We start from the raw sequence: 25,659 nt of genomic DNA on the forward strand, positions 1-25,659 counted from the left end.
CAGGCGGCGGTCAGCGGAGGCCGACTCAGATGTCGAGGAAGCGGACGTCCTTGGCGTTGCGCTGGATGAAGGAGCGCCGCGCCTCGACGTCCTCACCCATCAGCACCGAGAACAGGTCGTCGGCCTGCGCCGCGTCGTCCAGGGTGACCTGGCCGAGCACACGGTGGTCCACGTCCATGGTGGTGACGCGCAGCTCCTCGGCGTTCATCTCGCCCAGACCCTTGAAGCGCTGGATCGAGTCCTCCCTGATGCGCTTGCCGTTCTGCTTGCCGAGCTCGACCAGGGCGTCGCGCTCGCGGTCCGAGTACGCGTACTCGAAGTCGTCGCGACCCCACTTGATCTTGTAGAGCGGCGGACGGGACAGGTACACGTGCCCGGCCTCGACCAGCGGACGCATGAAGCGGAACAGGAAGGTCAGCAGCAGGGTGTTGATGTGCTGGCCGTCGACGTCGGCGTCCGCCATCAGGATGATCTTGTGATAGCGGAGCTTCTCGATGTCGAAGTCCTCGTGCACACCGGTGCCGAAGGCGCTGATCAGCGCCTGGACCTCGGTGTTCTGGAGGATCTTGTCGATACGGGCCTTCTCGACGTTCAGGATCTTGCCGCGGATGGGCAGGATGGCCTGGTACATCGGGTTGCGGCCGGACTTCGCGGAGCCGCCGGCGGAGTCGCCCTCGACGATGAAGATCTCGCACTTGGTCGGGTCGTTCGACTGGCAGTCGGAGAGCTTGCCCGGCAGCGAGGCGCTCTCCAGAAGGCCCTTGCGGCGGGTCAGGTCACGGGCCTTGCGGGCCGCGACGCGGGCCGTGGCCGCCTGGATCGCCTTGCGGACGATGTCCGCGGCCTCGACCGGGTTGCGGTCGAACCAGTCGCTGAGGTGCTCGTGGACGACCTTCTGCACGAAGGTCTTGGCCTCCGTGTTGCCCAGCTTGGTCTTCGTCTGGCCCTCGAACTGGGGCTCGCCCAGCTTGACCGAGATGATCGCCGTCAGACCCTCGCGGATGTCCTCGCCGGCGAGGTTGTCGTCCTTCTCGCGGAGCAGCTTCTTGTCCCGCGCGTAGCGGTTGACCAGGCCGGTCAGCGCCGCGCGGAAGCCCTCTTCGTGGGTGCCGCCCTCGTGCGTGTGGATCGTGTTCGCGAAGGAGTAGACGCCCTCGCTGTACTGCGAGTTCCACTGCATCGCGATCTCGACCGAGAGCATGCGCTCCTTGTCCTCGGCCTCGACGTCGATGACGGTGGGGTGGATCAGCTCGCCCTTGCGCGAGTTGAGGTACTTCACGAAGTCGACGATGCCGCCCTCGTAGTAGTACTTCACCGTGCGCGCGGTGGGCTCGGCCGCGTCCGCGTCGGGGTCGTCCGCGCCCACGGTGGCCTTCGCCGACTCGCGCTCGTCGGTCAGCGTCAGGGTCAGGCCCTTGTTGAGGAAGGCCATCTCCTGGAAGCGCCGCGACAGCGTCTCGAAGGAGTACTCGGTGGTCTCGAAGATGTCGCCGTCGGCCCAGAACGTCACCGACGTACCGGTCTCGTCGGTCTCCTCGTTCTTGGCCAGCGGGGCCGTCGGGACGCCCAGCTTGTAGTCCTGGGTCCAGCGGTGGCCGTCCGTCTTGACCTCGACCGCGACCTTGGTGGACAGGGCGTTCACGACGGACACGCCGACGCCGTGCAGACCGCCGGAGACGGCGTAGCCGCCGCCGCCGAACTTGCCGCCCGCGTGCAGGACGGTCAGGACGACCTCGACGGCCGGCTTGCCCTCGGACGGCACGATGCCGACCGGGATGCCTCGGCCGTTGTCGACCACGCGCACCCCGCCGTCGGCGAGGATCGTCACGTCGATGGTGTCCGCGTGCCCGGCCAGCGCCTCGTCGACCGAGTTGTCGACGACCTCGTAGACGAGGTGGTGCAGACCACGCTCGCCCGTCGAGCCGATGTACATACCCGGCCGCTTGCGCACTGCGTCCAGGCCCTCCAGGACCTGGATCGCACTGGCGTCGTAATTCTTCTCGTTGGAGTCGCCGGAATCGGCCACGAAGCGCCCTTTCTGGCACAGCGCAGCCCGTACTCCGGACCAGCGTGTGCGCCGGCGGGAGCGGCCGCGTCGATCTGCGTTGTCTGCGTTGTCGTGCTGTCTCCCGCGGATCGGGCGGGATTGCTTCCAGTCTACCGGTACCACTGACACGAATGGGGGTTTGCCGGTGCCTGAGTCCGCATGTGCCGCCCTGAACCTCCTCTCCGAGACTCCCCATATTCGGGGAGGGGCTCAAAGAGGCTCACACGGGCGTCCAGCGCTTCGGCCTGTCAACCTTCCACTACCGTGAGGGACACCACCTCCGCCGGACCCGCCGGGGCGCTGCGGCCCGGCCCGCGCAGAGGGCTCCGCGGGGCCCGGACGAGGCCTCCGCGCTACCCGTCGCGGGCCGTGCGCGGACCTGGCGCGGGCCTGGCGCGGGTCATCACCGCTGGCCGGAACCCCTACGGTCGCGGAACCGGCCGGGCGGCCGGAATCCGCTCAGCCGTAGGTGTCGCCGGGGCCGGTGCTGCCCGGGGCCCGCCACGGCCCGTACCGCTTGGGGCGGCCGCCCGGTCCCTGCACCTTGATCAGCCGGACCGTGCCCTGTCCCAGTTCCGCGTTCAGCCGTGCCACCAGCTGCGGGGCCAGCAGCTTCAGCTGCGCGGCCCACGCCGAGGAATCGCACCGCACGAGGAGTTCACGCTCCTCGTAGCGCTCCGGTTCACAGTGCGCCGCGATCTCCGGGCCGACGATCTCCGCCCAGCGCTCCATCACCCCGGCGACCGCGATCGGCATCTCCCAGCCGCGCTCGGTGCGCAGCCGGTCCAGGGCGGCCATCAGCGGCATCGGGTCCCGGCCGTCGGCGCGGGCCCCCGAGCGCAGCCCGGGCTGCTGCCGGCGCTGCTTCCCGCCCGCCGCGTTGCCCCGGGCGCGGGCCTGCTCGCGCGCGGCCGCGAGGGCCTGGCGGGCCAGGTCCACCCCGGAGGGCTCCGGAGCCTTGCGCTCGTGCCGGTCGCCGTCGGTCACAGCCGGGTCACCTCGCCGCCGGACACCCCGAAGCGGGTGCCCGTCAGCACGCCCGGGACGTCGTCGTCGACCGCCGCCGTCACCAGTACCTGTTCGCCGCCCGCCACCAGCTCCGCGAGCCGCTCGCGGCGGCGCGCGTCCAGCTCCGCGAAGACGTCGTCGAGGATCAGCACCGGCTCCGCCCCCTCCGAGCGCAGCAGTTCGTACGAGGCCAGGCGCAGGGCCAGCGCGTACGACCAGGATTCGCCGTGGCTGGCGTACCCCTTGGCGGGGAGGTCGCCGAGGCGCAGCAGGAGGTCGTCGCGGTGCGGGCCTGCCAGGGTCACCCCGCGCTCGATCTCCTGCTTGCGGACCTGGGACAGGGTGGCGAGCAGGGCCTCGTAGAGCTCCTCGCGGGTGCGGGCGGCGCCGCTGTCGACCGGGTCGCCCGCGGAGGACCTGTACGCGAGCGCGAGCGGGCCGCCGCCGGGGGCGAGCTGCTCGTACGCCTTGTCGGCGAGCGGCAGCAGGGTGGCGATCAGTTCGAGGCGCTGGGCGAGGAGCTCGGCGCCGACGCGCGCGAGGTGCTGGTCCCAGACGTCGAGGGTGGACAGGTCCATGGAGCGGCCGCCGTGGCGGCGGGCCATCGCGGCGGACTTCAGGAGGGTGTTGCGCTGCTTGAGGACGCGCTCGTAGTCGGAGCGGACCGCCGCCATCCGCGGGGAGCGGGCCGTCACGAGCTCGTCGAGGAAGCGGCGCCGTTCTCCGGGGTCGCCCTTGACCAGGGCGAGGTCCTCCGGGGCGAACAGCACCGTGCGTACGATCCCCAGTACGTCGCGGGGTCTGACCTGCGAGGACCGGTTGACGCGGGCGCGGTTGGCGCGGCCCGGGTTCAGTTCGAGCTCGACCAGCTGCTGGCGTTCGCCCTGGGTGACGGCGGCGCGGATGACCGCCCGGTCGGCGCCCATGCGGACGAGCGGGGCGTCCGAGGAGACGCGGTGGCTGCCCAGGGTGGCCAGGTAGCCGATGGCCTCGACGAGGTTGGTCTTGCCCTGGCCGTTGGGGCCCACGAAAGCCGTGACGCCCGGGGCGAGGGGAACCTCGGCCCGGGCGTACGAGCGGAAGTCGGCCAGCGAGAGATGCGATACGTGCATGCGGCGCCGACCTCCCCCGGCTTCCTGCTGTGCTCTGTGGTGCGGTGTTGCTGTGGTGCGCTTGCTTCCTGCCGGCTGCTTCTTCCCGGCTACTTCTTCTCGACCGCGTGGCCGCCGAACTGGTTGCGCAGCGCGGCGATCATCTTCATCTGCGGCGAGTCGTCCTGGCGGGACGCGAACCGGGCGAACAGCGAGGCCGTGATCGCCGGCAGCGGGACGGCGTTGTCGATGGCCGCCTCGACGGTCCAGCGGCCCTCGCCCGAGTCCTGGGCGAAGCCCTTGAGCCGGTCGAGGTGCTCGTCCTCGTCCAGCGCGTTGACGGCGAGGTCCAGCAGCCAGGAGCGAATGACCGTGCCCTCCTGCCAGGACCGGAAGACCTCGCGGACGTCGGTGACCGAGTCGACCTTCTCCAGGAGCTCCCAGCCCTCGGCGTAGGCCTGCATCATGGCGTACTCGATGCCGTTGTGGACCATCTTCGCGAAGTGGCCCGCGCCGACCTTGCCGGCGTGCACGGAGCCGAAGTCGCCCTCGGGCTTGAGGGCGTCGAAGATCGGCTGGACCACGGCGACGTCCTTCTCGTCGCCGCCGTACATCAGCGCGTAGCCGTTCTCCAGGCCCCAGACGCCGCCGGAGACGCCGCAGTCGACGAAGCCGATGCCCTTGGCCTTGAGCTCCTCGGCGTGCTTCTCGTCGTCGGTCCAGCGCGAGTTGCCGCCGTCGACGACGATGTCGCCGGGGGAGAGCAGCTCGGCCAGCTCGTCGACGGTGGACTGCGTCGCGGCCCCGGCAGGGACCATCACCCACACGACGCGGGGGGACTGCAGGCCGTCCACAAGCTCCTGCAGGCTGTGGACATCGGCGAGGTCCGGGTTGCGGTCGTATCCGATGACGGTGTGGCCTGCGCGGCGGATGCGCTCGCGCATGTTGCCGCCCATCTTGCCGAGACCGACGAGACCGAGCTCCATCAGGTGGGTTCCTTAAGCGTTGGGGCCGTCTGTACGGGGCTTCCCGGTACCGGTGGGTTCCGGTCGGTTTTCCTGGGTCGCCCGCCGGGTCCGAGCCTACGCCGGGCCATGGCCCCGGGCCGCTCCGGACGGCGCCGGGCCCGGCACTCGCCGCTGCGAGACCGGGCCCGGTGCCGGTGTACGGCGGGAGCGGGTCAGCCGGAGAGGCGGACCGGCATGATCAGGTACTTGTAGGCCTCGTCGGCCTCCGCGTCCACCGCGGGCCGGCCGCTGAGCAGCGCGGGCTTGGTGGACGTGGTGAAGCTGAGCTGGGCAGCGGGCGAGTCGATGGCGCTCAGGCCGTCCAGCAGGAAGGTGGGGTTGAAGGCGATCGAGATGTCGTCGCCCTCCAGGTTGGCGTCGACGCGCTCCACAGCCTGTGCGTCGTCGCTGGAGCCCGCTTCCAGGATCAGCACGCCCTGCTCGAAGCTGAGGCGGACCGGCGTGTTGCGCTCGGCGACCAGGGCCACGCGCTTGACGGCCTCGACGAACGGGGCGGTCTCGATCACGGCGACGGAGTTGAACTCCGTCGGGAAGAGCGTGCGGTACTTCGGCAGGTCGCCCTCGAGCAGGCGGGTGGTGGTGCGGCGGCCCGCGCCCTCGAAGCCGATGAGGCCCTCGCCCTGGCCGGAGCCGGAGAGCGCCAGGGTGACGGTGTCACCGCTGGTCAGGGACTTGGCGGTGTCCAGGAGGGTCTTGGCGGGCACCAGGGCCACGGCCGAGGCCTCCGGGTTCTCCGGCTTCCACAGGAACTCGCGGACCGCGAAGCGGTAGCGGTCGGTGGAGGCCAGGGTGACGCGGTCGCCCTCGATCTCGATGCGGACACCGGTCAGCACGGGCAGCGTGTCGTCACGGCCGGCGGCGATGGCGACCTGCGCGGCGGCGGAGGCGAAGACCTCGCCGGGCACGGTGCCGGTGGCGGTCGGCATCTGCGGGAGCGCCGGGTACTCCTCCACAGGCAGGGTGTGGAGTGTGAACCGCGAGGAGCCGCAGACCACGGTCGCCCGTACACCGTCTGTGGAAATCTCCACCGGGCGGTTGGGCAGGGCGCGGCAGATGTCGGCGAGGAGCCGGCCGGAGACGAGGACGGTGCCGTCCTCCTCCACGTCCGCCTCGACGGAGACGCGGGCCGAGACCTCGTAGTCGAAGCCGGAGAGGGACAGGGTGCCCTCCTCGGCCTTCAGCAGCAGGCCCGCGAGTACGGGCACCGGCGGCCGGGCCGGGAGGCTGCGTGCAGCCCAGGCCACCGCCTCCGCGAGTACGTCGCGCTCCACCCGGATCTTCACCGGAACCGCCTCCTGCTGTTGCTCGCTCGTCTGCCGGCCTTCGTCGTCGGCCCGTCGATGCCTCGACCGATGCCGGGGACCAGTCTGACGTACGGCGCCGACAGTCGTCGCGGCTGGCGGTCAAGTCGGGAGCGAGGAGGCGGGACGGCCGTCCGGCGAGTTGTGCACAGGACCCGCTTGAAAACCGAAACCGGCCTAACTCTCCATGGGGGTAGTAGTAGGGCCTGTGGAAACGGTGGATAAGCCCGTTCTCCCAGGTCAGCCCGCGTTTTTTATCCCCACACCCTGTGGGTGGGACCGGTGGACAACCGGGGGTGTCTGTGGAGAACCGAAAGTTCTGCACAGGCCGTCCCCAGGGGAGCCCCACTAGTCCACAGGTGTGTCCCCAGCTTTTCCCCAGAAGTCCACAGAGCAAACGTCGACATCCGTGTGACCGCTTTCACTCGGGGCGGTGACGGGGGGTGTGCCGTTGCCGAACAGTGGACAACGGTGTGGAGAACCGTCGGGAACCTGTGCACAGGATGCGCGAACCTGTGGGTCGGCGGTGGACAGAGGAGTGGATGAGCCTGTGGACGATTTTTCTGTCCACAGCCTGTGGATGACGCTTGCTCACAATTCCACAGGGTCCTGACCTGCCCTGATGGTTCCTCAACAGGCACGCCTGTGGACAGATTGTGGGCGGTGTGGACTGTCCTCAGGCTGTGGACGGAAGAAAACCGGGGAATCTGTGGACAACGGGCCCTCCCGGGGGCGCATTCGAACAGAGCAGGGGCGCACGGCCGAAGAAGGGCGCCCCCGGTTCGATCCGGAAGCGCCCTGTCGTGAGGTTTGAGGGACCGCCAGCCGGCCCGTGCGGGGCCCGCGTCAGCCGTTCTTGATGCGGTTGGTGAGCTCCGTGACCTGGTTGTAGATCGAGCGCCGTTCCGCCATCAGGGCGCGGATCTTGCGGTCCGCGTGCATGACGGTGGTGTGGTCCCGCCCGCCGAACTGGGCGCCGATCTTCGGCAGCGACAGGTCGGTGAGCTCGCGGCACAGGTACATGGCGATCTGCCGGGCGGTGACCAGGACCCGGCTGCGCGAGGAGCCGCACAGGTCGTCCACGGTCAGGCCGAAGTAGTCGGCGGTGGCCGCCATGATGTCGGAGGCGGTGATCTCGGGCGCGCTGTCCTCGCCGCCCGGGATCAGGTTCTTGAGGACGTCCTCGGTGAGCCCGAGGTCCACCGGCTGCCGGTTCAGGCTCGCGAAGGCGGTGACGCGGATCAGCGCCCCCTCCAGCTCGCGGATGTTGCGCGAGATGCGGGAGGCGATGAACTCCAGTACCTCCGGCGGGGCGTTGAGCTGCTCCTGGACGGCCTTCTTGCGCAGGATCGCGATGCGCGTCTCCAGCTCGGGCGGCTGGACGTCGGTGATCAGGCCCCACTCGAAGCGGTTGCGGAGCCGGTCCTCCAGGGTGACGAGCTGCTTGGGCGGCCGGTCGGAGGAGAGGACGATCTGCTTGTTGGCGTTGTGGAGCGTGTTGAAGGTGTGGAAGAACTCCTCCTGCGTCGACTCCTTGCTCGCGAGGAACTGGATGTCGTCGACGAGCAGGATGTCCATCTCCCGGTACCGCTTGCGGAAGGCGTCGCCCTTGCCGTCGCGGATGGAGTTGATGAACTCGTTGGTGAACTCCTCCGAGCTCACGTACCGCACGCGGGTGCCGGGGTAGAGGCTCCGCGCGTAGTGCCCGATGGCGTGCAGCAGGTGCGTCTTGCCGAGGCCCGACTCCCCGTAGACGAAGAGGGGGTTGTACGCCTTCGCCGGCGCTTCGGCGACGGCCACCGCGGCGGCGTGCGCGAAGCGGTTGGAGGCACCGATGACGAAGGTGTCGAAGAGGTACTTGGGGTTCAGTCGGGCGGTCGGCTCCAGCGGGCCCGAGGTGGAGCCGCCGGAGGGCGCCGACGGCGGGGGCGCCGGCGTCGGCCGGCCGGGCGCGGGGCGCGGGGACGGCTGCTCGTACTGCTGCCGCTCGTAGCCCTGGGGCTCGTACGGCTGGGACTCGTACGAGGGGGAGTCGTACTTCTCGGGCTCGTAGCCGGGCTGCTCGTACTTCTGCTGCTCGTAGCCGCCCTGGTCGTACCCGCCGGGCTCGGGCTGCTGGAGGTAGCCGGGCTGCGGGGTGGCGTAGGGGTCCCGCTCCGGGAAGCCGCCCAGGCGCTGCTGCTGCCAGCCGTACTCGTCCTGGCCGCCGCGGGGCCAGGAGCCGGGCTCCTGGCGCGGCTGCTGGTACTCCGGGTAGGCGGGGCGGGCGGCGGGGAGCTGCTCCTCGCCGGCCCCGGGGCGCTGGCCGCCGTAGGGCTCGTAGCCCTCGCGCGGGGACGGGGCGGGCGGGGCCGACGGCGCGGGCTCGCCCGCGGAGTCGTCCACGGTGATCGCGATCCGGATCGGCCGGCCGCACTCGCGGCTCAGGGCGTCGCTGATGAGAGGGGCGAGACGGCCCTCCAGGACCCGCTTGCCCCACTCGTTGGGCACGGCGAGCAGCGCGGTGTCGGCGACGAGGGCGAGCGGCTGGCATCGTTCCACCCACTGCTTGTCCTTGGGCTCGATCCCCTGCTGGCCCTCCCCGAGCAGCTTCTCGAGCACGCGTGGCCACACTGCGGCAAGATCGGCAGGTACGTCAGCCACAGAGCACGCTCTCTCACAGGTCCCGGTCCCACGAATGTGTGGTTCTTTGGGACGGTCGGGACAAAAAATCCGGGATCAGACAACGGTAGTCAGGCCGGTGGGTAGGGTTCAAGTCGTTGTCCACAGCCTGTGCACAGTGTGGGGCAGGGGACGCTCGGTTTGACCGGATGGCGTAGCCGCGCGTACCGTAACGAGGTCGAGTTGTCGATGGCTGCTGCCGCCTGCCTACCGATGGGCGAAGATCACTGTTTGTGATCATTTAGCGGTGTCCACTCGGGCGAACACGCGAGTTCCTCGTGGGCGCACGGTGACAGCCAGGCGATGTACCGCCACAACGATTCATTCTCTGGAGCCCCCGAGTGAGCAAGCGCACCTTCCAGCCGAACAACCGCCGTCGTGCCAAGACCCACGGCTTCCGTCTGCGGATGCGTACCCGTGCCGGTCGCGCGATCCTGGCGAACCGCCGCAGCAAGGGCCGTTCCGCCCTTTCCGCGTAACAACGCGCAGGTCGTGACGTCGTGCTGTCTCCCGAAAATCGGCTGAGGCGGCGCGAGGACTTCGCGAGCGCGGTGCGCCGAGGGCGCCGGGCAGGTCGCCCGCTCCTCGTCGTCCACCTACGTACAAGCGGTGCAACGGACCCGCACGAGCCGGGGGATGTCGATCCCTCGCCGCGTGCGGGTTTCGTCGTCAGCAAGGCCGTCGGCATCGCCGTGGTCCGCAACCGGGTCAAGCGCCGTCTCCGCCATCTCGTGCGTGATCGGCTGGCCCAGCTGCCCGCCGGTAGCCTGGTGGTGGTGCGGGCCCTGCCCGGAGCCGCTGACGCCGGCGTCGACGAGCTGGCCCGTGACCTGGACGCCGCCTTGGCGCGGCTGCTGGGAGGCGTGGCTCGATGAAGTACCCGCTGCTCGCTTTGATCAAGCTGTACCAGTGGACGATCAGTCCGCTGCTCGGGCCGGTGTGCCGCTATTACCCGTCGTGTTCGCACTACGGGTTCACGGCCATCGACCGGCATGGTGCGGTGAAGGGGACGGTTCTGACCGCCTGGCGGATCCTGCGGTGCAATCCGTGGTCCCCGGGTGGTGTGGATCATGTCCCACCCCGGAAACGCCCGCGTTGGCACGAGCAGCTGCGCAGTGCGTTGCGTAGATCTCGCAATGCTCAAGGAGCCTGATTAGTGGACACGATTGCCAGTCTGTTCAGCTTTATCACCACACCCGTGTCGTGGATCATCGTCCAGTTCCACAAGGTCTACGGCGCGATCTTCGGTGCGGACAGTGGATGGGCCTGGGGCCTGTCCATCGTGTCCCTGGTGATCCTGATCCGCATCTGTCTGATCCCGCTCTTCGTGAAGCAGATCAAGGCGACGCGAGGCATGCAGGCGCTCCAGCCGAAGATGAAGGCGATCCAGGAGCGCTACAAGAACGACAAGCAGCGTCAGTCCGAAGAGATGATGAAGCTGTACAAGGAGACGGGCACCAACCCGCTCTCCTCGTGCCTTCCCATCCTGGCGCAGTCGCCGTTCTTCTTCGCCCTCTACCACGTGCTCGCGAGCATCGCCAACGGCAAGACCATCGGCGTGATCAACCAGTCGCTGCTGGAGAGCGCCCGCCAGGCGCACATCTTCGGTGCCCCGCTGGCCGCCAAGTTCACGGACAGCGCCGAGAAGGTCGCGGCCCTGGACGCCTCGATCACCAACGTGCGCATCGTGACGGCGGTCATGATCGTCCTGATGTCGCTGTCGCAGTTCTACACGCAGCGCCAGCTGATGCAGAAGAACGTCGACCTCTCGGTCAAGACCCCCTTCATGCAGCAGCAGAAGATGCTGATGTACATCTTCCCGGTGATCTTCGCCGTCATGGGCATCAACTTCCCCGTCGGTGTCCTCATCTACTGGCTGACCACCAACGTGTGGACCATGGGCCAGCAGATGTACGTGATCAACCAGAACCCGACGCCGGGCAGCAAGGCCCAGGACCAGTACCTGACCCGTCTGCTGAAGCACGTCAGCACCCACGGCGACGTCAAGGGCCGGGGCAAGAAGAAGATCGTCGCGGCGATCGTGGCCAAGGGCCCGGACCGCAACGACAACGAGCGGAAGTTCATCACCGCGCTGACGAAGCAGGGCATGGCAGCGCAGGCGGACGGCTCCGTGATCAAGAGTTCTGAGGCCACGGCCGACTCGGACGCGGCGAGCGGCGGTGTCGCCACCAAGCGGCAGCAGCCGAAGCGACAGCCGAAGTCCAAGCGTCAGACGCCCCCCAGCAAGCCCTCGAAGAAGTAGAAGGAGTCCCTCCCGTGACGGAAGGCACCACCACCGCCGCCGCTGAGAGTGGCGACACCCTGACCCGCCTCGAGCAGGAGGGTGAGATCGCGGCCGACTACCTTGAGGGTCTGCTGGACATCGCCGACCTGGACGGCGACATCGACATGGACGTCGAGGCCGACCGTGCCGCGGTGTCGATCGTCAGCGACTCGGGCGGCCGTGACCTGCAGAAGCTCGTGGGCCGCGACGGTGAGGTCCTGGAGGCCCTCCAGGAGCTGACCCGCCTCGCCGTGCACCGGGAGACCGGCGACCGCAGCCGGCTGATGCTGGACATCGGGGGCTTCCGGGCGAAGAAGCGCGCGGAGCTGGCGGAGCTGGGCGCCAAGGCCGCCGCTGACGTGAAGGCCTCGGGCGAGCCGCTGAAGCTTGCCCCGATGACCCCCTTCGAGCGCAAGGTCGTCCACGACGCCGTGGCGGCCGCCGGCCTGAAGAGCGAGTCCGAGGGCGAGGAGCCGCAGCGCTTCGTCGTCGTGCTCCCGGCCTGACCGGGAACGTTGTGTGTCGGCCCCGCCTGTGTCGCAGGCGGGGCCGAAGTTTGTAAGCCTGGCAGTTGAACGACACGGTTGAACGACACGGTTTTGGCGTGAGCGGTTCTGTACGGAAGGACGGTCCCCGTGACGGAGGCAGCGGAGCTTCCCGCGGCGCCTGAGGAGGCGCCCCCTGCGCCCGAAGAGGCGCGCGCGGTGTTCGGTGAGTTTTTCCCGGAAGCTGTGCGGTACGCGGAGCTGCTGGCGGACGCGGGGGTCAAGCGCGGCCTGATCGGGCCGCGTGAGGTTCCCCGGCTGTGGGAGCGGCACCTGCTGAACTGCGCGGTGCTCTCCGAGGTGGTGCCGGAGGGCGTCACCGTCTGCGACGTGGGTTCGGGTGCCGGCCTGCCCGGCATCCCGCTCGCCCTGGTGCGCCGGGACCTGAAGATCACCCTGTTGGAGCCGCTGCTGCGCAGGACGACCTTCCTCCAGGAAGTCGTGGAGCTGCTCGGCCTGGACCACGTCACCGTGGTGCGCGGCCGGGCCGAAGAGGTGCTGGGCAAGCTCCAGCCCGTGCATGTGGTGACGGCCCGCGCGGTGGCACCGCTGGACCGGCTCGCGGGCTGGGGCGTACCGCTACTGCGTCCCTACGGCGAGATGCTGGCCCTGAAGGGCGACACCGCGGAGGAGGAGCTGGTCTCGGCGAAGGTCGCGCTGACCAAGCTGGGTGTGGTGAAGACCTCGGTGCTCCACGTGGGCGAGGGTGTCGTCGACCCGTTGTCCACGGTGGTCCGGGTGGAGGTCGGAGAAAGCCCCGGTGGGGTGAGGTTCGCGGCCAAGCGGGCTAAGGCCGCACGGGTGGGGCGGGCGCGCAGGCGCCGCTGAGTCCGTCGCCGAAGGTGCCTTTTGGGGCGGGTTGGGCCCTATAGGTATGGATTTCGGAGTGTCGTAGCGGGCTGAAGACTCCGTCCGGGCATCGTGTTTCACGTGAAACGTCGCTCTCTGCTGCACGGAATCATCAGCCGCGGTCGTGCTGCTGCGGCACCCCGCCCCCGCAACGACGCGGGGGTGGCGGAGTTGTCCACAACGGTGGATTCATCCACAGGAGTACGGGCCCCGCTGGTTCGCGACCCGGGTGGCATGGCAGGCTCTGTTCATCGCGAGCCCGCTGCCGAGGAGAGTGACACCGTGCGGTCCGACGCCAACCTCGCGGGGCCGATGGCCGATCCGGTCCCCGGTCCCCGCTCTGAATCGCCGGGTGAGGATGTTTCACGTGAAACATCGTCCCCGCCCCTCGTGGACAACGACGACATCGAGGACACCCCGCTCGCCCGCGCCGCCCAGCAGGCGGTCCACTCCCTGGGGCACAACGGTGCCGCCCTGCCGCGGCCCGCACAGACCCGGATCATGGTCGTGGCCAACCAGAAGGGCGGCGTCGGCAAGACCACGACGACCGTGAACCTGGCCGCCTCGCTCGCCCTGCACGGTGCGCGCGTCCTGGTCATCGACCTCGACCCGCAGGGCAACGCCTCCACCGCGCTGGGCATCGACCACCACGCGGATGTGCCGTCCATCTACGACGTGCTCGTGGACAGCCGTCCCCTGCTGGAGGTCGTCCAGCCGGTGGTGGACGTGGAAGGGCTCTTCTGTGCCCCGGCCACGATCGACCTCGCCGGTGCGGAGATCGAGCTGGTGTCGCTGGTGGCCCGTGAGAGTCGGCTCCAGCGGGCGATCCAGGCGTACGAGCAGCCGCTCGACTACATCCTCATCGACTGCCCGCCCTCGCTGGGCCTGCTGACGGTGAACGCCATGGTGGCCGGCGCGGAGGTGCTGATCCCCATCCAGTGCGAGTACTACGCGCTGGAGGGCCTGGGACAGCTGCTGCGCAACGTCGACCTGGTGCGGGCCCACCTGAACCCGGCCCTGCACGTCTCGACGATCCTGCTGACGATGTACGACGGCAGGACGCGGCTGGCCTCACAGGTGGCGGACGAGGTGCGCACCCACTTCGGCAAGGAGGTGCTGCGCACGAGCATCCCGCGATCGGTGCGGATCTCGGAGGCCCCGAGCTACGGGCAGACGGTCCTCACGTACGATCCGGGCTCGAGCGGCGCCCTTTCCTACCTGGAAGCAGCGCGGGAGATCGCCCTGCGGGGGGCCGGAATCCATTACGACGCCCAGCACGCCCATCTGGGCGCGGGCATGAACAGCACGCAGAGTGTGGCGGAGGGTATCCAGTGAGCGAGCGACGTAGGGGTCTGGGGCGGGGGCTCGGCGCGCTGATCCCGTCCGCTCCCCAGGAGAAGACGCCGGTGGTGGGTACCGGGTCGGCTAACCCGTCGGCGGTGCCGGTGCTCCCGTCGGAGCGGGGGATCGCCGCGGCGAAGCTCGCCGCGTTGGTCCAGGCGGATGTTTCACGTGAAACATCGGTGCCGGTGGAGCCGGCGGCTGCGGAGCCGGCGGGCAACGAGGTGGCGGGAGCGACCTTCGCGGAGCTTCCGCTGGACGCGATCTCGCCGAACCCGAAGCAGCCGCGCAACATGCAGCACCTCGACGAGGACGCGCTGGCCGAGCTGGTGACCTCGATCCAGACGGTGGGCCTGCTCCAGCCGGTGGTGGTCCGGGAGACGGAACCCGGCCGCTACGAGCTGATCATGGGCGAGCGCCGGTTCCGCGCCTGCGGGCTGGCGGGGCTGGAGTCCATCCCGGCGATCATCCGGGCGACGGACGACGACAAGCTCCTGCTGGACGCCCTCCTGGAGAACCTGCACCGCGTGCAGCTGAACCCGCTGGAGGAGGCCGCGGCGTACGACCAGCTCCTCAAGGAGTTCAACTGCACGCACGACCAGCTGGCGGACCGGATCGGGCGCTCGCGTCCGCAGGTCACCAACACCCTGCGGCTGCTGAGGCTCTCGCCCGACGTGCAGCTCAAGGTGGCCTCCGGTGTGCTGCTGGCGGGTCACGCGCGGGCGCTCGTATCCGTGGAGGACTTCGGGGAGCAGCTCCGTCTTGCCGAGCGGATCGTGGCCGAGGGTCTGTCGGTGCGCTCGGTCGAGGAGATCATCCAGCTGATGGGCTCGGAGCCGTCGAGCACCGTGAAGCCCAAGGGTCCGCGGGCCGGGGCGCGGGTGTCCCCGGCGCTCAGCGAGCTGGCGACCCGTCTGTCGGACCGGTTCGAGACCCGGGTGAAGGTGGATCTGGGCCAGAAGAAGGGCAAGATCACCGTCGAGTTCGCGTCCATGGAGGATCTGGAGCGCATCCTGGGAACGCTGGCCCCGGGTGAGGGCCGAGTCCTCGAACAGGGTCTTTCCGGGGAGTAGTACCTCCGACTCGCTCCACTCGCTGCCCCCTGCTTCTTCGAGGTGTCCACACTCGAAGAAGCAGGGGGCAGTGCTTACGATGTGGGCATGGGTCGTCGGTTGGTACCGCTCACGCTGGACAACCTCCAGGATCTGCCCAGGCGTTGCCGGAGCTGTGTGTTCTGGGAGCTGGATCCCGTCACCGGCGAGGCCGCCGTGAAGGCGGGCACTCCGGAGCTGGAGAAGGAGGCCTGGATCTCGGCCGTCCTGCTGGACTGGGGCTCCTGCGGCCGGGTGGTCTACGTGGACGAGGTCCCGGTCGGGTTCGTGCTGTACGCCCCGCCCGCCTACGTACCGAGGGCCGCTTCCTTCCCGACGAGCCCGGTGTCCCCGGACGCGGTGCAGCTGATCACGGCATGGATCATGCCGGGGTACCAGGGGCAGGGCCTGGGGCGGGTGATGGTCCAGACGGTCGCGAAAGACCTGCTGCGACGGGGGTTCAAGGCGATCGAGGCGTTCGGCGAGACGCGTTGGGAGCGGCCCGCCTGTCTGCTGCCGGCCGACCACCTGCTGTCGGTGGGGTTCAAGACCGTACGCCCCCATCCGTCCCACCCCCGGCTGAGGTTGGAGCTGCGCACGACGTTGTCGTGGAAGGAAGACGTGGAGCTCGCCCTGGACCGTCTGTTGGGCGGAGCGAGGGCCCGCAAGGAGCCGGCCCTGCGCCCGCTGTGAGCGCCTGGGTCACCGGACATGCGAACGGGGCCGCCCCTTCAGGGGCGGCCCCGTTTCACGTGGTCACTGCCGACCGCGCGGAGCGGCCGATCAGGCCTGCACCTCGACGAAGTCGGACAGGTCGCGCAGGATGGCGGCCTTCGGCTTCGCACCGACGATGGTCTTCACGACCTCGCCGCCCTGGTAGACGTTCAGGGTCGGGATGGACATGACGCCGTACTTGGCGGCGGTGCCCGGGTTCTGGTCGATGTTGAGCTTCACGATCTCGATCTGGTCGCCGTGCTCGGCGGCGATCGCCTCCAGCGAAGGCGCGATCTGGCGGCACGGGCCGCACCACTCGGCCCAGAAGTCCACCAGGACGGGCTTGTCGCTGCGCAGGACGACGTCGTCGAAGTCCGCGTCGGTCACGTTCTTGAGGGTGCCGGCCACTGCGGCCTCCTTCTCTTCTACGGGGTGTGGGGTGTGGGGATGGAGCCGGGTCAGACGGTCGCGGCTGCCGGCTCGGTGTCCGCGAGCGCCGCGAGGAAGCGCTCCGCGTCGAGGGCGGCGGAGCAGCCGGTGCCGGCCGCGGTGATCGCCTGGCGGTAGGTGTGGTCCACGACGTCGCCGGCGCCGAACACACCCGTCAGGTTGGTGCGGGTCGAGGGGGCGTCGACCTTGAGGTAGCCCTCGTCGTCCAGGTCGAGCTGGCCGGTGAACAGCTCGGTGCGCGGGTCGTGTCCGACGGCGATGAACAGGCCGGTCACGGGCAGCTCGGAGGTCTCACCGGTCTTGGTGTTGCGCAGGGTGAGGCCGGAGAGCTTCTGCTCGCCGTGGATCTCGGCGACCTCGCTGTCCCAGGCGAACTTGATCTTCGGGTCGGCGAAGGCGCGGTCCTGCATGGTCTTGGAGGCGCGCAGGCTGTCACGGCGGTGGACGATCGTGACGGACTTGGCGAACCGGGAGAGGAAGGTGGCCTCCTCCATCGCGGTGTCGCCGCCGCCGACGACGGCGATGTCCTGGTCCTTGAAGAAGAACCCGTCACAGGTGGCGCACCAGGAGACACCGCGTCCGGAGAGGGCGTCCTCGTTGGGCAGGCCGAGCTTGCGGTGCTGGGAACCGGTGGTGACGATGACGGCCTTGGCGCGGTGCACCGTGCCGGCGGTGTCCGTGACGGTCTTGATCTCACCGGTGAGGTCCACGGCGACGACGTCGTCCGGGACGAGCTCGGCGCCGAAGCGCTCGGCCTGGTCGCGCATGTTGTCCATGAGGTCCGGGCCCATGATGCCGTCCCGGAAGCCGGGGAAGTTCTCGACCTCGGTGGTGTTCATGAGCGCGCCGCCGGCGGTGACGGCACCTTCGAAGACCAGGGGGTTGAGCGAAGCGCGTGCGGTGTACAGGGCGGCCGTGTAACCGGCCGGCCCGGAGCCGATGATGATCACGTTTCGTACGTCGCTCACGGGTTCTTTCCTCGTCTCTGCGGACTTCGTGCTGCCTACCGGGGGCCGGTGCGGACTCTCACCCCACCCAACGGATCCTACGGCGCGCACATTCCCCGCTTGGCCCCTCCCGTCCCGCAACGCGCGGTGGGCCACCCCGTAATGCCGTCAGTTGCGGGGATATGTGCTGGTCAGCAGGGGCTTGTCCGGCGTTTGCGCCGGGTTGTCCGCACAGCCCGCAGGCACGAGATACGCGTCCACCCGGGCGGGGTCACCCGGGTGCGGCAGAACGACGAGGTAGACGGGAGTGCCCTGGTAGCTGCCGCGCTCGGCGGCGACCGGCGGTTCGCTCCGGCCGGTGCCCTGCTGGACGCAGGGCGGGACGGCGGCCGGGGCGGGAGAGGGGAGCCGGTCGGCGGGAGCCAGCCCGGGGGAGGCTTCCTGCAGCCCCATGCTCCTGTCGGTCTCGCCCGGTGCGGTCTTCGGGGTGTTCGCCGCGGCTTCACCGGCGAGCAGCTGCCGGACGTTCTGTCCGAGTCCCTGTGCGGTGTACTCGCCGGGGGTCGCGGCGTCGGCGGAGGCCCTCGCCGTGTCGTTGCGCGTGGCGGTGTCGTGCGAGCCGGTGCCGCCCAGTCCGTTGAAGAGCACCACGGCGAGCGCGCAGGCGGCCGCCCCGGCCAGTCCGGTGAGGACGGCGATACGGCGCCGGGCGCGACGACGGCCGGGACCGGTTGGGCCGGACGGGTGACCCGTGGGCCGGTGGGCCTCGTTGCGCCCCGAGCCGCCCGTGGTCGCCGGCGATGTTTCACGTGAAACATCGTCCGCGGGGTGCGGTTCGGAGACGGGGGCCTCGGCCCGGGGTGTCGTCGAGTCGAGGAGCGCTTCGGCGGCAAGGGCCGCGTCGATCCGGCCGGCGATGGACGAGGGCATGCGCGGCGGCCCCGGGAGGGTGCCGAGGAGGGACCGGATCTCCTCCAGGGAGGCGAGCACGTCGGCGCACAGGGCGCAGTTCCCGAGGTGGCGGCGCACCTCGGAGCTGCGGGAGGGGGGGAGCAGTCCTTCGGTGAGGTCGGAGATCTCCGATACCTCCGGGTGCCAGGTCGTGCCGGCAGTGCCGGTCATGCCGCTCGAGGGGCTCACGGTCGTCCACCTCCGCCCTTCACAGCGTCTGGATCCGGTTCTGGGTTCCTGGTGTCTGCCGCAGGTGGGACGGCTGTCCCCGGCGTCCGGTTCCTTCCCCGCTCCGAGGTGGTGTTATCCCCGGCATCCGTGCGCAGATGAGTGAGCATCGGGAGGAGTTTGGCCCGGCCCCGCGCGCACCGGCTCTTCACGGTGCCGGTGGGGACGTCGAGGATGCGGGCCGCCTCGGCGACGGGGTATCCCTGCATGTCGACGAGGACGAGGGCGGCCCGCTGCTCGGCCGGGAGGGTGCTGAGGGCGGCCAGGAGCTGGCGGTGGAGGTCCTGGCGCTCCGCGGGTGCCTCGGCGGACTCGTGGGGCTCCAGCAGCCGCTCCAGGCGGTCCGTGTCGTCGAGGGGGGCGGTCCGGCGGGAGGCGGCCTTGCGGGCGCGGTCGAGGCAGGCGTTGACGGTGATCCGGTGCAGCCAGGTGGTGACCGCGGAATCGCCCCGGAAGGTGTGGGCGGCCCGGTAGGCGGAGACGAGGGCGTCCTGGACGGCGTCGGCGGCCTCCTCGCGGTCGCCGAGGGTGCGCAGCGCGACGGCCCAGAGCCGGTCGCGGTGGCGCCGTACGAGCTCCCCGAAGGCGTCGGGATCGCCGGCGACGTGCAGGGAGAGGAGATCCTGGTCGCTGTGCTCGCCTGCCGCGGCGTCGTCCAACGGTGAGCCCCCTCCCCCTGACTGCGTCAGCCCTTGAACTTCACGTCCGAGATGCCCTGCTTGTAGCCGGCCTTGCTGAAGTCCTCGTACTCGGCGAACGGCATGGCGGTGATCCACACGAGCACGTAGCGCGTCTTGACCGGCTTCTCCGCGGTCAGCTTGACGCCGGTGTCCTTGGTGGTCGTGGCCGCGATCTTCTTCATGGAGCCGACGCCGCCCTTGGAGGGGCGCATGGAGTCGGCCGCGTAGAGGGTCAGCGTGGTGTGGTCGCCCGGGTACTTCAGCGCTATCGAGGCCTCGCCGACCTCCTGCTCGGAGCCGAGGTCGTAGACGATCCCGACGCCGTCCTTGATCTTGAACTCGGGGCCGTCGTCGTAGCTCCTGGTCCGCCAGTAGCTGGAGGTGTCCCCGTCGTACGTCTTGGCGACGAGCCCGGCGTTCTGCGGGCTGCCGTCCGGCGCGTACTCCTGCGCCCCCTTGATGGAGAGCGGGACGGGCTCCTTCTTCTGCGCGGTGTCGTTGGGGCCCTGCTGCTGGGTTTGGGTGTTGTCACCCCCCGACTTGCCGTGGTCCAGGAGGGTGTCGGCGAGCTGCCAGCTGCCGAGGCCCAGGGCGACGATCAGCAGGGCGGCGACGCCCCACTTCAGGGCGCGCCCGGTACGGCTCTGCAGCGGCGGCGGGGGGACGGGCGGGACCGCCTGGGTGGTCGGCAGCCCCACCGGCGCGGGGCGTCCGTAGGTGCCCTGCTGGTAGGTGGTGTGCTGGTACTCGGGAGGGGCGGTGAAGGCGGGCTCCGGCGGCCGGATGCGGGGCATCTCGGCGACGGCCTTGGCCAGCTCCTCGGGGCTGGTGCAGGCGGGCTCCTGGCGGGACGCGGTCGCCCCGTCGTTGGCGAGGGCGCGCATGGCGAGCTCGCCGAGGCCCCGGTGGACGCCGGCCCGGACCTGGTCGGGGGCGAGTAGACCGACGCCCTTGGGCAGGCCGCGCAGGCCGTACGCGTCGTTCTCGTAGGGCCAGCGCTGGGTGAGGGAGGCGTACAGCAGTGCGCCGATCGCCTCGGTGTCCGCCCGCTGCGGGGTGTCGCTGGTGATGCCGCGCAGGGCGGCGTTCACGGCGAGGCCGCGGATGCGGTACTGGCCGGTGGAGGTGCGCAGTATGGCGCTGGGCGTCAGGCGCAGGTGGGCCAGGCCCTCGCGGTGGGCGGCGGCCATGGCCTGGGACACCTGGCTGACCAGCTGGTAGGCCTCGTGGGGTTCGAGGGTGCCGGCGGCGAGGACCGAGGTCAGTTCGGTGGCGTCGGGCAGCCACTCGTGGACGACGTAGACGAGGTCGTTCTCCTCCACGGCGTCGAGGACCTGGACGAACCGGGGGTCGCCGAGCAGGGCGGAGGAGCGGGCGGCGGCCAGGACGCTGCGGGCCCTGGGGTGGTCCGCGGGCAGCAGGTGGACGCCCACCGCGCGGCGCAGCTTCTCGTCCATGGCGCGCCAGCTGCTGAACCCGTCCAGACGGGTGACGCACTCCTCCAGGCGGTAGCGCCGCGCGAGCTTGTGCCCGCTGTGCAGTTCCGGCGCGGCCGCGGGTGCCGCGGCCGGGCGCTCGCCGTCCTTTTCGGGCACGGGTCCGTCCGAGGCTTTTCCGTTCTTGGCGTCCACCCCGTCGGCCGTGGCCTTGGCCGCATCTGCGGCCAGCGGCTGCTCGCCGCTGTTGTGGGCCACGTCGACGGCAGCCGTGCTACGTTCCGCCACCGTCGTCCCTGCCTCCCCATCCGTTGCGCGCTGTCGGCCAGTCCGCGAAGCCATGCCAATTGTGCCCACAGTCCGCCGCTATGCACGACACACGAAAGGGGGCGACGGTTGTGCGCATCAGCGCCCCAGACGTCCGCGGACCATTCCGACCATGGAGTTGAGCTCTTCGATCCGCATCCGCTTGGCGGCGAGGAGGAACACGGCCGCCAGGGCGATGCCGCCCGCGACCAGGGCGGCGACGGAACCGAGGGCTCCGCTGCCCAGGACCCGCATGACCCCGTAGGCGGCGGCGCCGCCCACCGCGGCGGCCGGGACGCAGGCCCCGATCAGGCGGGTGTAGGTGCGCATGACGTGGGCGCCGTCGAGGTCTCCGCCGAGACGGGCCTTGAGCCGGCGCCAGGCCACGCCGACGCCGACCACGTAGCCGAGGCCGTACGCGGCGGCCATGCCGACGACGGCCCAGCGGGCCGGGAGCACGAAGTAGGCGAGGGCGGAGACACCGGCGTTGACCGCCGCGACGATGACCGTGTTGTAGAACGGCGTCCGGGTGTCCTCGTAGGCGTAGAACCCGCGCAGGACCACGTACTGGACGGAGTAGGGGATCAGGCCGAGGCCGAAGGCCATCAGGACGTAACCGATGTTCAGGGCGTCCTTGCCCGCGCTCGCGTAGAGCAGGGTGGCCATCGGGACGCCCAGCGCGAGGAAGGCGAAGGCGCAGGGCACGATGGCGACGGCCGACGTGCGCAGGCCGTAGGAGATGTCGTCGCGGACCGCGGCGGCATCGCCGTCGTGCGCGGAGCGGGAGATGCGCGGCAGGACGGCCGTCATGACGGAGACGGTGATGATGGCCTGCGGCATCTGCCACAGCAGCAGCGCGTAGTTGTAGGCGGTGATGCCGGTGCCGCCGTGGCCCTGCTTCTCGGCGGCGGTGCCCGCCGCGGTGGCGAGCTGGGTGACGACGACGAGGCCGATCTGGTTGGCGAGGACGAAGAAGAACGTCCACTTGGCCAGGCCGGCCGCCTTGCCGAGGCCGTGGCCCTTCCAGTCGAAGCGCAGGCGCGGCTTGAAGCCGGCGTCGCGCAGGTAGGGCAGCATCGCGAGGGACTGGACGGCCAGTCCGAGCAGGGTGCCGAGGCCCAGGAGGCGGACGCCCTCCGGGGTGATGGTCCCCTCCGAGACGCCGGAGGTCGTGAAGCCGCCGAAGGCCCAGATGAAGGCGCCGAAGGTGGCGATGACGACGATGTTGTTGAGGACCGGGGTCCACATCATCGCCCCGAACCGGCCCCGTGCGTTGAGGATCTGACCGAGCACCACGTGGACGCCCATGAAGAACATCGTGGGCAGGCAGTAGTGGGCGAAGGCCACCGCGACGTCGAGGCGCTTGGGATCGTCCGCGATCGTCGGGGACATCATGCGGATGAACAACGGTGCCGCGAGCACGCAGACCGTGGTGACCGCGCCGAGCAGCGTGATGACGAGCGTGAGCAGGCGGTTGGCGTAGGCCTCGCCGCCGTCGTCGTCGTTCTTCATCGCGCGCACGAGCTGCGGGATGAAGACGGCGTTGAGGGCGCCGCCGCCGACGAGGACGTAGATCATCGTCGGCAGGGTGTTGGCGACCTGGTAGGAGTCGTTGAGGGTGGCGACGCCGATGGCGCCCGCGATCACCAGGGTGCGGCCGAAACCGGTGATGCGGGAGACGATCGTGCCGGCCGCCATCAGGGCGCTGGACTTGAGCAGGCTGGCCGCCTTGCCGGCGGGCTTGGCCGGTGCCGGTGCCGCGACCGGTGCGTCCTCGGCGGCCGGGCCGGCGACGCCGGGGGCGGCCTGCTGGTCGCGGTAGAGGTGCGTGAAGGCGTCGGGCTCGGGCTCCTCCTCGGACGCCCGGGTCACGAGCGAGTCCACTCCGACGAACTGCGTCGTCGCCGCGTGGTCGCCGTAGGGCAGGTGGCGGGACGGGCCGTCCGGCTCCGGCGGCGGGGTCTGGGCCCAGACGCGGGGGTCGGGGCCGTGGGAGGGGGCCTGGGGGGCCGCGTAGAGCGGACCGGCCTCCTGGTACGTGCCCGGCGCCGGCGGGGGGTGCGAGGCCCGGTCGTAGAGGGCCTCGGTCACCGGGTCCTGGGCCGACAGGTCCTGCGACCGGTAGGGGTCGTAGTCGTAGGCGTCCTGGACGTACGGGTCGTGGTCCTGTGCGGGCGCGGGCGCGGGAACCTGTCCGGGCACCTGAGCGCCCGGGGCAGTGCCCTGGGAGGGCGTTGGCCCGCCAGTGCCCTGCGCGCGGTCACCGTCGTACGGCGCGTTCATCGCAACCCCACCTCATCGTCCCCAGGCCGAACGGCCACGGCATCGCTCAACGGTCCACTGTCTCACCCGTGCCGGACCCCTTGGTGCTTTGCGGTCCGGTGTCCGTGGACTCGTCACTCGGCTGCGTGCTCTCCTCCGCGGCCGCCCGCGCGGCGACGCGCTTGCGGCTGGCGTACATCTTGATGCCGGCCAGGACGAGGAGGAGCACACCGCCGGCGATGACGAGCATGACGGTGGGAGTGATCTCGGTGGCCTCGACCGTGAACTTGCGTTCCTTGCCGTACGGCACGCCGTCCTTGGTGTACAGGCGTGCGCTGACCTCGACCGGACCACTCGCGGTGGCGTTGGCGGTGAACTTTACCGTCTGGCTGTGACCGCCCTGAACGGTGACTTCCTGTTCCGCTTCGCCGCTGTCGCCGAACATCAGACGGGTGGGGTTGGCGGACTTCACCCGCAGCACGAGGTTGTGGACGTCCTGGACGAGGCTGTTCTGGACGCTGACGGGAATGGTCGCGCTGTGGCCGGACAGGGTGGCGTCGGACTTGGGGACGACCTTGACCTTGTCGGTCAGCCCGATCAGGTAGGCCTGGACCTGGTCGCGGTAGGCGGCGGCCTCCTCGGGGCGGCCCCGCCAGGAGGTCGACATCTCCCGGTTCGTGGTGTTGCCGAAGGGGATCTCGACGCGGTCCGGCGCCGACAGGATGACCTTGAAGTGGTCGAGCGTGCTCTGCGTGGTGCGGATCTTCTCGAAGGCGGACACCGGGAGCTCCTGCTTGGCCAGGGCTTCCGGGTACTGGCCGGCGCCCGGCACCTGGGTCGCGGCGCCGGGGTCGGGCTTGGCCGCGGCCGCCGCCTCCAGGTCGGAGGGCTGGGTCCAGCGGGCCGGCTGGAGCCCGCGCAGGGCCACGGCCATCGAATCCGCCTGGCTGGCCGTCGGCCGGCGCTGCGGGGTCACCACGTAGCTGCGCGGCTCGTCGCTGTTCTGCAGGTTCAGGGCGAGGCTGTGGGCCAGGAACCGCTGCACGGCGAGCGTGGAGCTCCCGGCGGCGGACATGTCGCCCTCGAAGGCGGTGGAGAGGTCCGCGTCGGCCACCACGGCGGTGGTGCCCGCACCGATGGGACGCGCGGCCGTCGGCGCGTAGCCGAGGGCGCCGGTCTCCTGCAGGCTGTCGCTGCGGGCCAGGACGTTGTGCGCGCCGGCCGAGGTGGCGACGTTGACGATCGCGGGGTCGATGGCGCCGTCCACCGGCCAGGAGAAGTCGGTGGAGGCGGGCACGTGCAGCACCGTCTCCACGGCCTGCTTCGCCTTGTCGGTGGCGGGCCGCAGCTGGCCCAGGGTGCCCGAGACGTCCTTGCCGTGGTGGGCGAGGGAGGCGATGTCGGGATCGGCGAAGGGCAGGGCGACGACCTTCTTGCCCTGTACGGCGGCCTCCAGGGCGCTCAGCCACTGCTCGGCCACGGCCCTGTTCCGGCCCTGTACGGGCTTGCCGTCCGGGTTGGGGCTGCGGACCCGGTAGCCCTTGGTCATCGCGTCGACCGCGGTGAGCAGGTCGGGGTCGATGACCCAGGTGACCGGCAGGTCCTTGCCGAGCGCGACCATCCGCTCCAGGCGGCCGCCCGGCCGCAGCTCGTCCGCCAGGGAGTCGTCGAGGAAGACGGGGGTCTGGAGCTCGTCCGAGCCGGTCTCGGCCGTGACGTGCGTGGTGGAGATCAGCGGCCACACGTAGGTCAGCGAGGACCGCTTGGCCGCCGGATCCGGCTGCCAGGGCAGGAAGGTCCGCTGGATGCCCAGGACCTGCTCGTGCGGGCGGCTGTCGGTCGCCCCGGACAGGGAGACGCCGAGCTGGTAGACCCCGTCCGCACCCAGGTCCAGCTTGTTCACCGGCACCTTGATCGTGAACTGCCGGCCGACCTTGGAGGTCAGCGAGTCGATCTTCACGGCGAAGGCCGGGTCGATCTCCCCGGGGTCCACTCCGGGCCGGAACCCCTTGCGGTCCGACACCTCGCCGATCGCCGACCGGTCCCCCAGCCTGGGCCCGACCCGCAGTCCCACATGGGCGTTCTTGATCGTCTCGGAGCCGTTGTTGACCACGGTGCCGGAGATCGTGAGCGTGTCGCTCTTGATCGGAGCGTTCGGTGAGACCTCGGTCAGCTGGACGTCGACCGGGGAATCGGCCGCGTGCGCGGCCGGGGCGGGGGCGTAGATCAAGGCGGCCAGCACCGGTGTCCCGCTGAGCAGGACCACTGCCCGCCGCAGCCAGCGGCGCCGGGCAGGGACGGAGACCGCCCCCTGGATGTCTGCCGCATCGGCCACGCGTTCGCCCGTCCCTCGAAGTGTCAGTGGTCGTCGGTTCTGCGTCCACGCATGGTAACGAGGTGCGCTGTGCGCGAGTGCCGCGCCTTGCTCCACACGATCGG

General features: G+C 70.3%; 21 protein-coding genes and 1 pseudogene. 9 read left to right on the top strand and 13 right to left on the bottom strand.

Annotation, left to right across the window (positions count from 1 at the left end):
• Nucleotides 1–25: 25 nt before the first annotated feature.
• The 6 genes from gyrB to dnaA form a co-directional block, all read right to left on the bottom strand.
• Nucleotides 26–2,047 carry a DNA topoisomerase (ATP-hydrolyzing) subunit B gene (gene gyrB, locus D1J60_RS17485; RefSeq protein ID WP_125597988.1) on the bottom strand — a complete coding sequence of 674 codons (2,022 nt, stop codon included), beginning with the start codon at nucleotides 2,045–2,047 and terminating at the stop codon, nucleotides 26–28.
• A gap of 459 nt (nucleotides 2,048–2,506) precedes the next feature.
• A complete protein-coding gene (locus D1J60_RS17490; RefSeq protein WP_125597973.1) occupies nucleotides 2,507–3,034 on the bottom strand; it encodes a DciA family protein in 528 nt (175 codons plus the stop codon).
• Complete coding sequence (recF, locus tag D1J60_RS17495; RefSeq protein ID WP_125821725.1) at nucleotides 3,031–4,167, bottom strand: DNA replication/repair protein RecF; 1,137 nt, start codon at nucleotides 4,165–4,167, stop codon at nucleotides 3,031–3,033. Before recF ends, D1J60_RS17490 begins: the two co-directional genes overlap by 4 nt.
• Nucleotides 4,168–4,256: 89 nt before the next feature.
• The gene (gene gnd, locus D1J60_RS17500; RefSeq protein WP_125597979.1) at nucleotides 4,257–5,132 is read right to left on the bottom strand and encodes a phosphogluconate dehydrogenase (NAD(+)-dependent, decarboxylating); all 876 of its coding nucleotides are present in this window, start codon (nucleotides 5,130–5,132) and stop codon (nucleotides 4,257–4,259) included.
• A gap of 194 nt (nucleotides 5,133–5,326) precedes the next feature.
• Nucleotides 5,327–6,457: a DNA polymerase III subunit beta gene (dnaN, locus tag D1J60_RS17505; RefSeq protein WP_007265226.1), complete on the bottom strand. Its 1,131-nt coding sequence runs from the start codon at nucleotides 6,455–6,457 to the stop codon at nucleotides 5,327–5,329.
• A gap of 864 nt (nucleotides 6,458–7,321) precedes the next feature.
• Nucleotides 7,322–9,118 (bottom strand): chromosomal replication initiator protein DnaA, encoded by a 1,797-nt coding sequence (gene dnaA, locus D1J60_RS17515; protein WP_125821726.1) that lies wholly within the window; start codon nucleotides 9,116–9,118, stop codon nucleotides 7,322–7,324.
• Between the two features lie 359 nt (nucleotides 9,119–9,477).
• On the opposite strand from dnaA, the gene rpmH reads away from it, so the two are divergent.
• The 9 genes and pseudogenes from rpmH (at nucleotide 9,478) to D1J60_RS17560 (ending at nucleotide 15,939) form a co-directional block, all read left to right on the top strand.
• Nucleotides 9,478–9,615 (top strand): 50S ribosomal protein L34, encoded by a 138-nt coding sequence (gene rpmH, locus D1J60_RS17520; RefSeq protein WP_007265229.1) that lies wholly within the window; start codon nucleotides 9,478–9,480, stop codon nucleotides 9,613–9,615.
• Between the two features lie 21 nt (nucleotides 9,616–9,636).
• A complete protein-coding gene (gene rnpA / locus D1J60_RS17525; RefSeq protein WP_125595682.1) occupies nucleotides 9,637–10,011 on the top strand; it encodes a ribonuclease P protein component in 375 nt (124 codons plus the stop codon).
• Nucleotides 10,008–10,262 (top strand): annotated as a pseudogene (gene yidD / locus D1J60_RS17530) (membrane protein insertion efficiency factor YidD); the annotation flags it as partial. The gene rnpA and the pseudogene yidD, both read left to right, overlap by 4 nt.
• Before the next feature lie 30 nt (nucleotides 10,263–10,292).
• Complete coding sequence (yidC, locus tag D1J60_RS17535) at nucleotides 10,293–11,399, top strand: membrane protein insertase YidC (RefSeq protein ID WP_125595679.1); 1,107 nt, start codon at nucleotides 10,293–10,295, stop codon at nucleotides 11,397–11,399.
• 14 nt (nucleotides 11,400–11,413) lie between these two features.
• Nucleotides 11,414–11,926 carry a R3H domain-containing nucleic acid-binding protein gene (locus D1J60_RS17540; RefSeq protein ID WP_125595677.1) on the top strand — a complete coding sequence of 171 codons (513 nt, stop codon included), beginning with the start codon at nucleotides 11,414–11,416 and terminating at the stop codon, nucleotides 11,924–11,926.
• Nucleotides 11,927–12,055: 129 nt separating this feature from the next.
• Complete coding sequence (rsmG, locus tag D1J60_RS17545; protein WP_125595675.1) at nucleotides 12,056–12,793, top strand: 16S rRNA (guanine(527)-N(7))-methyltransferase RsmG; 738 nt, start codon at nucleotides 12,056–12,058, stop codon at nucleotides 12,791–12,793.
• A 255-nt stretch (nucleotides 12,794–13,048) separates the two neighbouring features.
• The gene (locus tag D1J60_RS17550; RefSeq protein WP_125595673.1) at nucleotides 13,049–14,149 is read left to right on the top strand and encodes a ParA family protein; all 1,101 of its coding nucleotides are present in this window, start codon (nucleotides 13,049–13,051) and stop codon (nucleotides 14,147–14,149) included.
• Nucleotides 14,146–15,228 (top strand): ParB/RepB/Spo0J family partition protein, encoded by a 1,083-nt coding sequence (locus D1J60_RS17555; RefSeq protein ID WP_125821727.1) that lies wholly within the window; start codon nucleotides 14,146–14,148, stop codon nucleotides 15,226–15,228. Before D1J60_RS17550 ends, D1J60_RS17555 begins: the two co-directional genes overlap by 4 nt.
• A gap of 87 nt (nucleotides 15,229–15,315) precedes the next feature.
• Nucleotides 15,316–15,939 carry a GNAT family N-acetyltransferase gene (locus D1J60_RS17560; RefSeq protein ID WP_125595668.1) on the top strand — a complete coding sequence of 208 codons (624 nt, stop codon included), beginning with the start codon at nucleotides 15,316–15,318 and terminating at the stop codon, nucleotides 15,937–15,939.
• Nucleotides 15,940–16,029: 90 nt separating this feature from the next.
• Here D1J60_RS17560 and trxA read toward each other — a convergent pair whose 3' ends face one another.
• The 7 genes from trxA to D1J60_RS17595 form a co-directional block, all read right to left on the bottom strand.
• A complete protein-coding gene (gene trxA / locus D1J60_RS17565; RefSeq protein WP_125595665.1) occupies nucleotides 16,030–16,368 on the bottom strand; it encodes a thioredoxin in 339 nt (112 codons plus the stop codon).
• A 50-nt stretch (nucleotides 16,369–16,418) separates the two neighbouring features.
• Complete coding sequence (gene trxB, locus D1J60_RS17570; RefSeq protein ID WP_125595662.1) at nucleotides 16,419–17,378, bottom strand: thioredoxin-disulfide reductase; 960 nt, start codon at nucleotides 17,376–17,378, stop codon at nucleotides 16,419–16,421.
• A gap of 147 nt (nucleotides 17,379–17,525) precedes the next feature.
• Nucleotides 17,526–18,479, bottom strand: coding sequence for a hypothetical protein (locus D1J60_RS17575; RefSeq protein WP_125824071.1), 954 nt, complete (start codon nucleotides 18,477–18,479; stop codon nucleotides 17,526–17,528).
• Nucleotides 18,480–18,493: 14 nt separating this feature from the next.
• A complete protein-coding gene (sigM, locus tag D1J60_RS17580; RefSeq protein ID WP_125821728.1) occupies nucleotides 18,494–19,195 on the bottom strand; it encodes an RNA polymerase sigma factor SigM in 702 nt (233 codons plus the stop codon).
• Nucleotides 19,196–19,221: 26 nt separating this feature from the next.
• Complete coding sequence (locus D1J60_RS17585) at nucleotides 19,222–20,940, bottom strand: protein kinase family protein (protein WP_125821729.1); 1,719 nt, start codon at nucleotides 20,938–20,940, stop codon at nucleotides 19,222–19,224.
• A gap of 117 nt (nucleotides 20,941–21,057) precedes the next feature.
• A complete protein-coding gene (gene murJ / locus D1J60_RS17590; protein ID WP_125821730.1) occupies nucleotides 21,058–23,241 on the bottom strand; it encodes a murein biosynthesis integral membrane protein MurJ in 2,184 nt (727 codons plus the stop codon).
• A 46-nt stretch (nucleotides 23,242–23,287) separates the two neighbouring features.
• Nucleotides 23,288–25,555: a DUF6049 family protein gene (locus tag D1J60_RS17595; protein ID WP_206436535.1), complete on the bottom strand. Its 2,268-nt coding sequence runs from the start codon at nucleotides 25,553–25,555 to the stop codon at nucleotides 23,288–23,290.
• Nucleotides 25,556–25,659: the final 104 nt, after the last annotated feature.

Origin of the sequence: Streptomyces sp. W1SF4 (assembly GCF_003950035.1) — a bacterium.
In the GTDB taxonomy this organism is placed as follows: domain Bacteria; phylum Actinomycetota; class Actinomycetes; order Streptomycetales; family Streptomycetaceae; genus Streptomyces; species Streptomyces racemochromogenes.